Source organism: Pseudomonas sp. GV085 (assembly GCF_003050925.1).
In the GTDB taxonomy this organism is placed as follows: Bacteria; Pseudomonadota; Gammaproteobacteria; order Pseudomonadales; family Pseudomonadaceae; genus Aquipseudomonas.
Map to the genome: position 1 here is coordinate 1 of NZ_QAOV01000027.1, position 13,455 is coordinate 13,455.

At 57.8% G+C, this 13,455-nt stretch carries 10 protein-coding genes; 9 read left to right on the top strand and 1 reads right to left on the bottom strand.

What is annotated here, in order from left to right; all coding sequences use genetic code 11:
- Nucleotides 1–245: 245 nt before the first annotated feature.
- Nucleotides 246–1,535: a citrate synthase gene (gene gltA / locus C8K63_RS29695; RefSeq protein ID WP_007977501.1), complete on the bottom strand. Its 1,290-nt coding sequence runs from the start codon at nucleotides 1,533–1,535 to the stop codon at nucleotides 246–248.
- Nucleotides 1,536–1,898: 363 nt separating this feature from the next.
- Here gltA and sdhC point away from each other — a divergent pair, with 363 nt between their 5' ends.
- The 9 genes from sdhC (at nucleotide 1,899) to sucD (ending at nucleotide 13,268) form a co-directional block, all read left to right on the top strand.
- The gene (gene sdhC, locus C8K63_RS29700; RefSeq protein ID WP_033052382.1) at nucleotides 1,899–2,273 is read left to right on the top strand and encodes a succinate dehydrogenase, cytochrome b556 subunit; all 375 of its coding nucleotides are present in this window, start codon (nucleotides 1,899–1,901) and stop codon (nucleotides 2,271–2,273) included.
- Nucleotides 2,267–2,635: a succinate dehydrogenase, hydrophobic membrane anchor protein gene (sdhD, locus tag C8K63_RS29705; RefSeq protein ID WP_108219933.1), complete on the top strand. Its 369-nt coding sequence runs from the start codon at nucleotides 2,267–2,269 to the stop codon at nucleotides 2,633–2,635. The genes sdhC and sdhD overlap by 7 nt, the downstream gene beginning before the upstream one ends.
- A 3-nt stretch (nucleotides 2,636–2,638) precedes the next feature.
- Nucleotides 2,639–4,411, top strand: a complete 1,773-nt coding sequence (gene sdhA, locus C8K63_RS29710; protein WP_108219934.1) for a succinate dehydrogenase flavoprotein subunit — start codon at nucleotides 2,639–2,641, stop codon at nucleotides 4,409–4,411.
- A gap of 11 nt (nucleotides 4,412–4,422) precedes the next feature.
- The gene (locus tag C8K63_RS29715) at nucleotides 4,423–5,127 is read left to right on the top strand and encodes a succinate dehydrogenase iron-sulfur subunit (protein ID WP_108219935.1); all 705 of its coding nucleotides are present in this window, start codon (nucleotides 4,423–4,425) and stop codon (nucleotides 5,125–5,127) included.
- 261 nt (nucleotides 5,128–5,388) lie between these two features.
- Nucleotides 5,389–8,220: a 2-oxoglutarate dehydrogenase E1 component gene (locus tag C8K63_RS29720; protein WP_108219936.1), complete on the top strand. Its 2,832-nt coding sequence runs from the start codon at nucleotides 5,389–5,391 to the stop codon at nucleotides 8,218–8,220.
- A 42-nt stretch (nucleotides 8,221–8,262) separates the two neighbouring features.
- Entirely contained in the window at nucleotides 8,263–9,477 is a 1,215-nt protein-coding gene (odhB, locus tag C8K63_RS29725; RefSeq protein WP_108219937.1) for a 2-oxoglutarate dehydrogenase complex dihydrolipoyllysine-residue succinyltransferase, read from the top strand.
- Nucleotides 9,478–9,587: 110 nt separating this feature from the next.
- Nucleotides 9,588–11,024: a dihydrolipoyl dehydrogenase gene (lpdA, locus tag C8K63_RS29730; protein ID WP_108219938.1), complete on the top strand. Its 1,437-nt coding sequence runs from the start codon at nucleotides 9,588–9,590 to the stop codon at nucleotides 11,022–11,024.
- Nucleotides 11,025–11,220: 196 nt separating this feature from the next.
- Nucleotides 11,221–12,387 (top strand): ADP-forming succinate--CoA ligase subunit beta, encoded by a 1,167-nt coding sequence (sucC, locus tag C8K63_RS29735; RefSeq protein WP_007919879.1) that lies wholly within the window; start codon nucleotides 11,221–11,223, stop codon nucleotides 12,385–12,387.
- Nucleotides 12,387–13,268 carry a succinate--CoA ligase subunit alpha gene (gene sucD, locus C8K63_RS29740; protein ID WP_003223019.1) on the top strand — a complete coding sequence of 294 codons (882 nt, stop codon included), beginning with the start codon at nucleotides 12,387–12,389 and terminating at the stop codon, nucleotides 13,266–13,268. Before sucC ends, sucD begins: the two co-directional genes overlap by 1 nt.
- The last annotated feature ends 187 nt before the right edge of the window (nucleotides 13,269–13,455 follow it).

The following is a 13,455-nucleotide window of genomic DNA, read 5'->3' on the forward strand; positions in this document are numbered from 1 at the left end:
TTTTTTCAAACCGCGCTAGAACTTCTGTCCACATCGTTTTCGTCACCCTGACTGGTTTTTAGGGGATTCTAAACGAAGACCTTGAAAGGGCTGGCCGTAAGGGCGAAACCATAAGCCGCCGTAACCGCAGAAACGGATATGTACACCATCAAAAAAACCGCACAAACAAAAACGGCCTCCTGCTCTTTATATAAGAAGCAGAGGCCGTTCCCGGTACAACTCAACACGCTACAGCAAGACAACTCTTACTTGCGGTCTTCCAGCTTGGTGATGTCACGCGACTCGTAGCCGGTGTACAGCTGGCGCGGACGGCCGATCTTGTACGGGCTGGAGAGCATTTCTTTCCAGTGGGAGATCCAGCCGACGGTCCGCGCCAGGGCGAAGATCACGGTGAACATGCTGGTTGGAATGCCGATAGCCTTTAGGATGATCCCCGAGTAGAAGTCGACGTTCGGGTACAGCGAGCGTTCGATGAAGTATGGGTCGGTCAGGGCGATCTCTTCCAGGCGCATGGCCAGTTCGAGTTGCGGATCGTTCTGGATGCCCAGTTCCTTCAACACTTCGTCGCAGGTCTGCTTCATGACGGTGGCGCGTGGGTCGCGGTTTTTGTAAACGCGGTGACCGAAGCCCATCAGTTTGAACGGATCGTTCTTGTCCTTGGCCTTGGCGATGAACTTGTCGATGTTGGAAACATCGCCGATTTCATCGAGCATGGTCAGTACGGCTTCGTTTGCACCGCCGTGGGCAGGGCCCCACAGCGCAGCGATGCCGGCGGCGATACAGGCGAACGGGTTGGCACCCGAAGAGCCCGCCAGGCGTACGGTGGAAGTCGACGCGTTCTGCTCGTGGTCGGCGTGGAGGATGAAGATCCGGTCCATGGCCTTGGCGAGTACCGGGCTGATCGGTTTGATCTCGCACGGGGTGTTGAACATCATGTGCAGGAAGTTTTCCGCATACGACAGGTCGTTACGCGGGTACATCATGGGTTGGCCCATGGAGTACTTGTAAACCATCGCTGCCAGGGTCGGCATCTTGGCAACCAGGCGGATCGCGGAGATTTCGCGATGCTGCGGGTTATTGATGTCCAGGGAGTCGTGGTAGAAGGCCGAGAGGGCGCCGACTACGCCGCACATGACGGCCATCGGGTGGGCGTCGCGACGGAAGCCGTTGAAGAAGGTCTTCAACTGCTCGTGGACCATGGTGTGGTTCTTTACGGTGCTGACGAACTGGGCCTTCTGTTCTGCGGTCGGCAGTTCGCCGTTGAGCAGCAGATAGCAGGTTTCCAGATAGTCCGACTTTTCAGCCAGCTGTTCGATCGGGTAGCCGCGGTGCAGCAGAATGCCATTGTCGCCGTCGATATAGGTGATCTTCGACTCGCACGAGGCGGTCGACATGAAGCCTGGGTCAAAGGTGAAACGGCCCGTGGCCGTCAGGCCCCGAACATCGATAACATCGGGACCAACGGTGCCGGTTAAAATGGGCAGCTCGACGGGGGCTGCGCCCTCGATGATCAACTGCGCTTTTTTGTCAGCCATGTGGCCTCCTATTTATGCTTGAAATCATCAGACAGACCCCCCACGCAGGGCCCGCACCACTATAGTGAGATAAATTCGAATGTCAATTTGCCTAAAGTCTTGCTCCAGAAGGCTTTAACCGGACTTTTTCCTCGAAATTGACTGCCATTTACGCCTTTTATGGCAGTTGCGCAATCAGCTGTTTGGGTTAGGTGTTTGCGTTGTCATTAGTAGCCTAACTGTCTATACTCGGCCACCGACCGCCAAGGGCTTTTGGGCCTGCTTTATTGGGGGTCGCATCCCTGGGTGGTGGTTACCTGACCAGTGCACTCCCCAACAACTTTGCCCTGATTGTTAGGGGCTCTTCAGTGTGAAAAAAAAGCCGTGAAAAGCCAACGACCTGTAAACCTAGACCTAAGGACCATCAAACTCCCCATCACCGGCGTTACGTCGTTTCTTCACCGTGTTTCCGGCATCATCCTCTTCCTGGGCCTTGGCTTCATGCTTTATGCATTGGGCAAATCCCTGGGTTCCGAGGAAGGTTTTGCCGACGTGAAGGCAACCTTGACCAGCCCGCTGGCCAAGTTCGTAGCATGGGGCCTCCTGTCCGCTCTTCTTTATCACCTGGTAGCCGGTGTGCGCCACTTGATTATGGATATGGGCATCGGTGAGACGCTGGAAGGCGGCCGCCTGGGCTCGAAAATTATCATCGCCGTTTCCGTGGTGCTGATCGTTCTGGCAGGAGTTTGGATATGGTAACCAGCGTTACGAACCTTTCGCGTTCCGGTCTTTATGACTGGATGGCGCAACGTGTGTCTGCGGTCGTTCTCGCGGCTTATTTCATCTTCCTGATCGGATACCTCGCGGTGAATCCGGGCATTGGCTATGGGCAATGGCACGGCCTGTTCGCTCACAACGGGATGCGTATCTTCAGTCTGCTGGCCCTGGTGGCCCTGGGCGCTCACGCCTGGGTCGGCATGTGGACCATCGCGACTGACTACCTGACGCCGATGGCGCTGGGCAAGTCCGCGACTGCAGTGCGTTTCCTTTTCCAGGCAGTATGCGGCGTCGCGATGTTCGCTTACTTCGTCTGGGGTGTGCAGATTCTCTGGGGTATCTGATTCATGGCTAACATTCCAACGATTTCTTTCGACGCCATCATTATTGGTGGTGGCGGTGCCGGCATGCGCGCGGCGCTGCAACTGGCACAGGGCGGTCACAAGACTGCTGTGATCACCAAGGTTTTTCCGACCCGTTCGCACACTGTATCCGCTCAAGGCGGCATCACCTGCGCGATCGCGTCTGCTGACCCGAACGATGACTGGCGCTGGCACATGTACGATACCGTCAAGGGTTCCGACTACATCGGTGACCAGGACGCTATCGAATATATGTGTCAGGAAGGCCCGGCTGCCGTTTACGAGCTGGACCACATGGGCATGCCATTCTCGCGTACCGAGCAAGGCCGTATCTATCAGCGTCCGTTCGGTGGCCAGTCCAAGGACTACGGTAAAGGCGGCCAGGCTGCGCGTACTTGCGCTGCTTCCGACCGTACCGGTCACGCACTGCTGCACACCCTTTATCAGGGCAACCTGAAAGCCGGTACCGTGTTCCTGAACGAGTACTACGCTGTCGATCTGGTGAAAAACCAGGATGGCGCTTTCGTCGGCGTGATCGCGATCTGCATCGAAACCGGCGAAACCACCTACATCCGTGCCAAGGCCACCGTACTGGCCACCGGCGGTGCAGGTCGTATCTACGCTTCGACCACCAATGCCCTGATCAACACCGGTGACGGCGTTGGCATGGCGCTGCGTGCCGGCGTACCGGTGCAAGACATCGAAATGTGGCAGTTCCACCCGACCGGCATCGCCGGCGCTGGTGTACTGGTTACCGAAGGTTGCCGTGGTGAAGGTGGATACCTGATCAACAAGCACGGCGAGCGTTTCATGGAGCGTTATGCTCCGAACGCCAAAGACCTTGCCGGTCGTGACGTTGTTGCCCGTTCGATGGTTAAGGAAATCATCGCCGGTAACGGTTGCGGTCCGAATGGCGACCACGTGATGCTCAAACTCGACCACTTGGGCGAGGAAGTGCTGCACAGCCGTCTGCCAGGCATCTGCGAGCTGTCGAAGACTTTCGCGCACGTTGACCCGGTTGTTGCTCCGGTTCCGGTTGTTCCGACCTGCCACTATATGATGGGCGGCGTTGCCACCAACATTCATGGCCAGGCGATGACCCAGAACGCCGAAGGCGTGGACGAGATCATTCCTGGTCTGTTCGCGGTAGGTGAAGTGGCTTGCGTATCGGTTCACGGTGCCAACCGTCTGGGCGGCAACTCGCTGCTCGACCTGGTGGTGTTCGGCCGTGCTGCCGGCCTGCACCTGGAAAAGGCGCTGACCGACGGTATCGAATACGACGACGCCACCGACGCCGACATCAATGCGGCCCTGGCACGTCTGTCCGCTCTGAACGAGCGTACCGAAGGCGAAGACGTGGCTACCTTGCGTCGCGAGCTGCAAAACTGCATGCAGAACTACTTCGGTGTATTCCGTACCGGCGAATACATGCAGAAGGGTATTGCCCAGCTGGCTGATCTGCGCAAGCGCATCGCCAACGTGAAGATCAACGATAAGTCGCAGGCGTTCAACACTGCGCGTATCGAAGCGCTGGAACTGCAGAACCTGCTGGAAGTGGCCGAAGCCACCGCCATCGCTGCAGAAGTACGTAAAGAGTCCCGTGGTGCTCACGCCCGTGAAGACTTCGAAGACCGTGACGACGAAAACTGGCTGTGCCACACACTGTACTTCCCGGGTGACAAGCGCGTGACCAAGCGTGCCGTGAACTTCTCGCCGAAGACTGTTCCGACTTTTGAACCTAAGATTCGGACTTATTAAGGGTGGCCGCCATGTTGAAAGTCAGCGTTTATCGTTACAACCCTGATCAGGACGCCGCGCCGTTCATGCAGGAATTCCAGGTCGATACCGGTGGTAAAGACCTGATGGTGCTGGATGTGCTGGCCCTGATCAAAGAGCAGGACGAAGGTTTCTCCTATCGTCGCTCTTGCCGTGAAGGTGTTTGCGGTTCCGACGGCATGAACATCAACGGCAAAAACGGCCTGGCGTGCATCACGCCGCTGTCTGCAGTCGTAAAAGGTAACAAGCTGATCGTTCGTCCGCTGCCAGGTTTGCCGGTTATCCGTGACCTGGTCGTCGATATGAGCATCTTCTACAAGCAATACGAAAAGGTTAAGCCATACCTGCAGAACGACACGCCGGCTCCGGCCATCGAGCGTCTGCAGTCCCCTGAAGAGCGTGAAAAGCTCGACGGTCTGTACGAGTGCATCCTGTGCGCCTGCTGCTCGACCTCTTGCCCGTCCTTCTGGTGGAACCCGGACAAGTTCCTGGGTCCAGCTGCTCTGCTGCAAGCGTACCGCTTCCTGGCAGACAGCCGTGACACCAAGACGTCCGAGCGTCTGGCTTCGCTGGATGACCCGTTCAGCGTATTCCGCTGCCGCGGGATCATGAACTGCGTCAACGTATGTCCGAAAGGCCTGAACCCGACTAAGGCCATCGGTCACATCCGTAACATGTTGCTCTCGAGCGGCGTGTGATTCAGCTGCTGTACCCGTAGGACCGCAGTACCCGTAGATGCTACGGCGCAGGCTTCAACCGGCGCCGTAGTTTTAACCTGAGCAGCAGCTTAAAAGGCTGCGGCTCTTATTTTGAAGAAATGAGACAAGCAGGGGCATCCGGGCTGGTACCCGGACTATCAGTGTGATCCTAGTGGCTTGTTTTGGTCGCTGCATTCGGACTTCTGCAAGTTTGCTCTGTGTCGACACCGATGGTGTTCCCCTAACCGAGGGTGACCAAGCATGCAAGAAAGCGTGATGCAGCGCATGTGGAACAGTGCCTACCTATCCGGTAGTAACGCTGCCTATGTGGAAGAGCTTTACGAGCTCTACCTGCACGACCCTAACGCTGTGCCAGAAGAGTGGCGCACCTACTTCCAGAAGTTGCCTGCTGACGGCAACTCTGCCACCGATGTTTCGCACTCGACAATTCGCGATCATTTCGTCTTGCTGGCAAAGAACCAGCGCCGCGCCCAACCGGTTTCCGCCGGCAGCGTGAGCAGTGAGCACGAAAAGAAGCAAGTTGAAGTGCTGCGATTGATCCAGGCCTACCGTATGCGTGGCCACCAGGCAGCCCAGCTTGACCCGCTGGGACTGTGGCAGCGTCCTGCACCTGCAGACCTGTCGATCAATCATTACGGCTTGACCAATGCCGATCTTGATACGACCTTCCGTGCCGGCGACCTGTTCATCGGCAAAGAGGAAACGAGCCTACGCGAAATTCACGAAGCGTTGCAGCAGACATATTGCCGCACCATCGGCGCTGAGTTCACGCACATCACCGATTCCGAGCAGCGCCAGTGGTTCCAGCAGCGTCTGGAAAGCGTGCGCGGTCGTCCGACGTACTCCGCCGACATCAAGAGCCACCTGCTCGAGCGCGTGACCGCCGGTGAAGGCCTGGAAAAATACCTGGGCACCAAATACCCGGGTACCAAGCGTTTCGGTCTGGAAGGCGGCGAAAGCCTGATTCCGATGCTCGACGAGCTGATCCAGCGTTCCGGTTCCTACGGCACCAAGGAAATCGTCATCGGCATGGCCCACCGTGGCCGTCTGAACGTGCTGGTCAACACCTTCGGCAAGAACCCGCGCGAGCTGTTCGACGAGTTCGAAGGCAAGAAGAAGGTCGAGCTGGGTTCCGGTGACGTCAAATACCACCAGGGCTTCTCGTCCAACGTGATGACCACCGGCGGTGAAGTTCACCTGGCCATGGCGTTCAACCCGTCCCACCTGGAAATCGTTTCCCCGGTGGTCGAGGGTTCGGTTCGCGCCCGTCAGGACCGTCGTAACGATCCGACCGGTGAGAAGGTTCTGCCGATCTCCATCCACGGTGACGCTGCATTCGCAGGTCAGGGCGTGGTCATGGAAACCTTCCAGATGTCGCAGACCCGCGGTTTCAAGACCGGCGGTACCGTGCACATCGTGATCAACAACCAGGTCGGTTTCACCATCAGCAACCCGCTGGACTCGCGTTCCACCGAGTACGCGACCGACGTTGCGAAAATGATCCAGGCACCGATCCTCCATGTGAATGGCGATGATCCGGAAGCCGTATTGTTCGTGACCCAGCTGGCCATCGACTACCGCATGCAGTTCAAGCGTGACGTGGTGATCGATCTGGTCTGCTACCGTCGTCGCGGCCACAACGAGGCCGACGAGCCAAGCGGCACCCAGCCGATCATGTATCAGCAGATCAGCAAGCAGCGCACCACCCGTGAGCTGTATGCCGATCGTCTGACCCAGGGCGGTGTGCTGGACGCAGAGCGTGTTCAGGCGAAAGTCGATGAATACCGCAACGCACTGGACAACGGGCTGCACGTGGTGAAGAGCCTGGTCAAAGAGCCGAACAAAGAGTTGTTCGTGGATTGGCGTCCGTATCTGGGCCACGCCTGGACCGCACGTCACGACACTCGCTTCGACCTCAAGACCTTGCAGGAACTGTCCGCCAAGCTGCTGGAAATCCCGGAAGGCTTCGTGGTTCAGCGCCAGGTCGCGAAGATCTACGAAGATCGTCAGAAGATGCAAGCCGGCGGCCTGCCGATCAACTGGGGTTACGCCGAAACCATGGCGTACGCGACCCTGGCGTTCGAAGGTCACCCGATCCGCATGACCGGCCAGGACATCGGCCGCGGTACGTTCTCGCACCGTCATGCCGTGTTGCACAACCAGAAAGACGCGGGCACCTACATCCCGCTGCAGAACCTGTACAACGGCCAGCCACGTTTCGACCTGTACGATTCGTTCCTGTCCGAAGAAGCGGTACTGGCGTTCGAATACGGTTACTCGACCACCACGCCTGATGCGCTGGTGATCTGGGAAGCCCAGTTCGGCGACTTCGCCAACGGTGCCCAGGTGGTTATCGACCAGTTCATCACCAGTGGCGAGCACAAGTGGGGCCGTCTGTGCGGTCTGACCATGTTGCTGCCGCACGGTTATGAAGGTCAGGGGCCGGAGCACTCCTCGGCTCGTCTGGAGCGTTACCTGCAGCTGTGCGCCGAGCACAACATTCAGGTAGCCGTGCCGACTACGCCGGCACAGATCTATCACTTGCTGCGTCGTCAGGTTATTCGCCCTCTACGCAAGCCATTGATCGTTCTGACTCCGAAGTCTCTGCTGCGCCACAAGCTGGCCATCTCGACGCTGGAAGATCTGGCCGAAGGTTCGTTCCAGACCGTTATCCCGGAAATCGATGCCCTGGACCCGAAAAAGGTCGAGCGCGTTGTTCTGTGTAGCGGCAAGGTCTACTACGACCTGCTGGAAAAACGTCGTGCCGAAGGTCGTGACGACATCGCCGTCGTGCGTATCGAGCAGCTGTACCCATTCCCTGAGGACGACTTGAAAGAAGTCCTGGCGCCTTATACCAACGTCAAGCATGCCGTCTGGTGTCAGGAAGAGCCGATGAACCAGGGTGCCTGGTACTGCAGCCAACACCACATGCGTCGCAGCATCAGCAACCTCAACAAGTCTCTCGTACTCGAGTACGCGGGCCGCGAGGCTTCTGCTGCACCTGCATGCGGTTACGCATCGATGCACGCCGAACAGCAGGAACAACTGCTGCAAGACGCCTTTACTGTTTAACGCCTTCGCGCACCTGAAACCGAATTTAAGGAACCACAGACAATGGCTATCGAGATCAAAGCCCCCACTTTCCCGGAATCGGTTGCCGATGGCACCGTTGCCACCTGGCACAAAAAACCGGGCGACGCCGTCAAGCGTGACGAACTGATCGTCGACATCGAAACCGACAAGGTCGTGCTGGAAGTCCTTGCCACCGCTGACGGCGTGCTGGGCGCGATCATCAAGAACGAAGGCGACACTGTTCTGTCCGACGAAGTACTGGGCTCCATCGGCGAAGGCAGCGGCGCCGCCGCTCCAGCCGCGGCTGCTCCAGTGGCTGCCGCTGCTCCAGCTGCCGCCGAAGGCGAAGACGATCCTGTTGCTGCTCCAGCTGCCCGCAAGCTGGCTGAAGAGAGCGGCATCAACATCGCTTCCGTTGCCGGCACCGGCAAAGGCGGTCGCGTGACCAAGGAAGACGTGGTTGCAGCCGTTGCTGCCAAGAAAGCCGCTCCGGCTGCCGCGCCTGCCAAGGCTGCTGCACCTGCCGCTGCTGCTCCGGTGTTCGCTGCTGGCGAGCGCATCGAGAAGCGCGTACCGATGACCCGTGTGCGGGCCACCGTTGCCAAGCGTCTGGTTGAAGCTCAGTCGAACATGGCGATGCTGACCACGTTCAACGAAGTCGACATGACCGAAGTCATGGCCCTGCGTTCGAAGTACAAGGATCTGTTCGAGAAGTCCCACAACGGCGTACGCCTGGGCTTCATGTCGTTCTTCGTGAAAGCGGCCACCGAAGCACTGAAGCGCTTCCCGGCTGTCAACGCCTCGATCGACGGCGGCGACATCGTTTACCACGGCTACGCTGACGTCGGCGTTGCAGTTTCCAGCGATCGCGGCCTGGTTGTACCGGTTCTGCGTAACGCCGAACTGATGAGCCTGGCTGAAATCGAAGGCGGCATCGCCACCTTCGGCAAGAAAGCCCGCGACGGCAAACTGTCGATGGACGAAATGACCGGTGGTACTTTCACCATCACCAACGGTGGTACTTTCGGTTCGATGATGTCGACTCCGATCGTCAACCCGCCACAAGCCGCCATCCTGGGCATGCACAACATCATCCAGCGTCCTATGGCCATCAACGGTCAGGTCGTTATCCGTCCGATGATGTACCTCGCTCTGTCCTACGATCACCGTTTGATCGACGGCAAAGAAGCTGTGACCTTCCTGGTTACCATCAAGAACCTGCTGGAAGACCCGGCTCGTTTGCTGCTGGATATCTGATTTCGTTGCACGGGCCGCTCAGTGATGGACGGCCCTTCTGTAATGACCAGCTTCGTCCCACGACGGTCTCCAAAAGGGGCCGTCCGGTTTGATTCGAGAAGGAATGACACATGACTCAGAAATTCGACGTGGTAGTGATTGGCGCGGGCCCTGGCGGCTACGTGGCTGCCATTAAAGCAGCGCAACTGGGCCTCTCCACTGCCTGCATCGAGAAATACACCGACAAGGAAGGCAAACTGGCTCTGGGCGGTACTTGCCTGAACGTCGGCTGCATTCCATCCAAGGCCCTGCTGGACAGCTCGTGGAAATTCCACGAAGCCCAGGACGGTTTCGCGATCCACGGTATCAATCACGCTGGCGTGACCATGGACGTGCCAGCGATGGTCGGCCGTAAAGCCAACATCGTCAAAGGCCTGACCTCCGGCGTTGCGACCCTGTTCAAAGCCAACGGTGTGAGCTCCATCGAGGGTCACGGCAAGCTGCTGGCCGGCAAGAAAGTCGAAGTCACCAAGCCAGACGGCTCGGTAGAAATCATCGAAGCCGAAAACGTCATCCTGGCTCCAGGTTCGCGTCCGATCGACATTCCGCCAGCTCCGGTTGACCAGAATGTGATCGTCGACTCCACCGGCGCCCTGGAATTCCAATCCGTGCCTAAGCGTCTGGGCGTGATCGGCGCTGGCGTGATCGGTCTGGAACTGGGTTCGGTCTGGTCGCGTCTGGGTGCAGAAGTGACCGTCCTGGAAGCCCTGGACACCTTCCTGATGGCAGCGGATACCGCTGTTTCCAAGGAAGCGCTGAAAACCCTGACCAAGCAAGGTCTGGACATCAAGCTGGGCGCTCGCGTAACCGGTTCCAAAGTGAACGGCGACGAAGTCGTGGTGAACTACACCGATGCCAAGGGCGAGCAGAAAATCACTTTCGACAAGCTGATCGTAGCCGTTGGTCGCCGTCCGGTGACCACTGATCTGTTGGCTGCCGACTGCGGCGTGACCCTGGACGAGCGCGGTTTCGTGCACGTTGACGATCACTGCGCCACCACCGTACCGGGCGTTTACGCCATCGGTGACGTGGTTCGCGGCATGATGCTGGCGCACAAGGCGTCGGAAGAAGGCATCATGGTTGTCGAGCGCATCAAGGGTCACAAGGCCCAGATGAACTATGATTTGATCCCTTCGGTTATTTATACTCACCCGGAAATCGCGTGGGTCGGTAAAACCGAGCAGGCCTTGAAAGCTGAAGGCGTTGAAGTTAACGTCGGCACCTTCCCGTTCGCAGCTTCCGGCCGTGCCATGGCTGCCAACGACACCGGTGGTTTCGTCAAGGTCATCGCAGATGCCAAGACAGACCGCGTACTGGGCGTTCACGTGATTGGCCCAAGCGCTGCCGAACTGGTTCAGCAGGGCGCGATCGGTATGGAATTCGGCACCAGCGCTGAAGACCTGGGCATGATGGTTTTCTCCCATCCGACCCTGTCTGAAGCCTTGCACGAAGCAGCTTTGGCTGTGAATGGCGGCGCCATCCACATCGCCAACCGCAAGAAGCGTTAAGACAATAAGAAACCACGGCGGAATGGCCCGTCGTGAGCCTTGCATGCAAGACTCACCGCGGAATATCCGCTGGACGCAGTCTTGCATAGCTGCACCGGGTATCCGGAAAGGCTATGCAAGCAGCAGTCACAGGTGGTGCGGCACTTGAATGAGTGCAGCACCGAATGCGCAGTACCTAACGAAGACGGTAATAAGCATGAATCTTCACGAGTATCAGGGTAAGCAGCTGTTCGCTGAGTACGGCCTGCCAGTTTCCACCGGTTACGCGGTAGACACCCCGGAAGCAGCAGCAGAAGCTTGCGACAAAATCGGCGGCAGCGAGTGGGTTGTCAAAGCCCAGGTCCACGCCGGTGGTCGCGGTAAAGCGGGCGGCGTAAAGCTGGTTCGCAGCAAAGAAGATGCCAAGGCATTCGCACAGCAGTGGCTGGGCAAGCGTCTGGTGACTTACCAGACTGACGCCAATGGTCAGCCAGTCACCAAGATCCTGGTTGAATCGTGCACTGATATCGCTAAAGAGCTGTACCTGGGCGCTGTCGTTGACCGTTCGAGCCGTCGTATCGTGTTCATGGCTTCCACCGAAGGTGGCGTGGACATCGAGAAAATCGCTCACGACACTCCAGAAAAAATTCTGAAAGCCACTATCGATCCACTGGTTGGCGCTCAGCCATTCCAGGGTCGCGAGCTGGCATTCCAGTTGGGTCTGGAAGGCAAGCAGGTTGCTCAGTTCGCCAAGATCTTCGTAGGTCTGGCCAAGCTGTTCAAGGATCACGACCTGGCTCTGCTGGAAGTGAACCCGCTGGTGATCAAGGCTGACGGCGATCTGCACTGCCTGGACGCCAAGATCAACATCGACGCCAACGCCATGTACCGTCAGCCTAAGCTGAAGACTTTCCACGATCCGTCGCAAGACGATCCGCGCGAAGCGCACGCTGCCAAGTTCGAACTGAACTACGTAGCGCTGGAAGGCAACATCGGTTGCATGGTCAACGGTGCTGGCCTGGCCATGGGTACCATGGACATCGTCAACCTGCATGGCGGCAAACCAGCCAACTTCCTCGACGTGGGCGGCGGTGCTACCAAGGAACGCGTTACCGAAGCGTTCAAGATCATCCTGTCCGACACCAACGTCGCTGCAGTACTGGTCAACATCTTCGGCGGCATCGTTCGTTGCGACATGATTGCCGAAGGCATCATCGGTGCAGTGAAAGAAGTCGGCGTGAAAATCCCGGTTGTTGTTCGCCTTGAAGGCAACAACGCTGAGCTGGGCGCTAAAGTACTGGCAGAAAGCGGTTTGAACATCATCGCTGCTACCAGCCTGACCGACGCTGCTCAACAAGTCGTTAAAGCTGCGGAGGGCAAATAATGAGCGTCCTGATCAATAAAGACACCAAAGTTATCTGCCAGGGTATTACCGGTTCGCAAGGTAGTTTCCACACCCAGCAAGCCATCGAATACGGCACCAAGATGGTCGGTGGCGTAACTCCAGGCAAAGGCGGCACCGAGCACCTGGGCCTGCCAGTGTTCAACACCGTTAAAGACGCTGTAGCAGCTACTGGCGCTACCGCCAGCGTGATCTACGTTCCGGCTCCTTTCTGCAAGGACTCGATCCTGGAAGCGGCTTTCGGCGGCATCAAGCTGATCGTCTGCATCACCGAAGGCATTCCTACCCTGGACATGCTGGACGCTAAAGTTAAGTGCGACGAGCTGGGTGTTACCCTGATCGGCCCTAACTGCCCAGGCGTGATCACTCCAGGCGAATGCAAGATCGGCATCATGCCAGGTCACATTCACTTGCCAGGCAAGGTCGGTATCGTTTCCCGTTCCGGCACCCTGACCTACGAAGCTGTGAAGCAGACTACTGACGCCGGTTTCGGTCAGTCGACTTGCGTCGGCATCGGTGGTGACCCGATCCCGGGTTCGAACTTCATCGACATCCTGAAGCTGTTCCAGGAAGACCCGAAGACCGAAGCGATCGTGATGATCGGTGAGATCGGCGGTTCGGCTGAAGAAGAAGCGGCTGCCTACATCAAGGCACACGTGACCAAGCCGGTTGTTTCCTACATCGCTGGTGTGACTGCTCCTCCGGGCAAGCGCATGGGCCATGCTGGCGCAATCATCTCTGGCGGCAAAGGCACTGCAGACGAGAAATTCGCTGCTCTGCAAGACGCAGGCGTTAAAACCGTGCGTTCGCTGGCAGACATCGGCAAGGCCCTGGCCGAGCTGACTGGCTGGGCTGTCAAGTAAGCCTCGTGCTTGACTGACGCTTCACCAGGCAAAGGCCACCTTCGGGTGGCCTTTGTCATTCTTGAAGATCAAAAGATCGCAGCCTGCGGCAGCTCTTATCAAACAAAAAATAACCCATTGTTTTTGCTCTAAAAATTATCCAGCCATCACCAACTGCATGCCCAGCTTGCGCGCCTTGTGTTCCAAG

What these genes read in the sequence shown, in the direction of transcription:
- gltA (WP_007977501.1), bottom strand. Translation starts at nt 1,535, where the DNA reads ATGGCTGACAAAAAAGCGCAGTTGATCATCGAGGGCGCAGCCCCCGTC.
- lpdA (WP_108219938.1), top strand. Translation starts at nt 9,588, where the DNA reads ATGACTCAGAAATTCGACGTGGTAGTGATTGGCGCGGGCCCTGGCGGC.
- sucD (WP_003223019.1), top strand. Translation starts at nt 12,387, where the DNA reads ATGAGCGTCCTGATCAATAAAGACACCAAAGTTATCTGCCAGGGTATT.
- sdhA (WP_108219934.1), top strand. Translation starts at nt 2,639, where the DNA reads ATGGCTAACATTCCAACGATTTCTTTCGACGCCATCATTATTGGTGGT.
- C8K63_RS29715 (WP_108219935.1), top strand. Translation starts at nt 4,423, where the DNA reads ATGTTGAAAGTCAGCGTTTATCGTTACAACCCTGATCAGGACGCCGCG.
- sucC (WP_007919879.1), top strand. Translation starts at nt 11,221, where the DNA reads ATGAATCTTCACGAGTATCAGGGTAAGCAGCTGTTCGCTGAGTACGGC.
- C8K63_RS29720 (WP_108219936.1), top strand. Translation starts at nt 5,389, where the DNA reads ATGCAAGAAAGCGTGATGCAGCGCATGTGGAACAGTGCCTACCTATCC.
- sdhD (WP_108219933.1), top strand. Translation starts at nt 2,267, where the DNA reads ATGGTAACCAGCGTTACGAACCTTTCGCGTTCCGGTCTTTATGACTGG.
- odhB (WP_108219937.1), top strand. Translation starts at nt 8,263, where the DNA reads ATGGCTATCGAGATCAAAGCCCCCACTTTCCCGGAATCGGTTGCCGAT.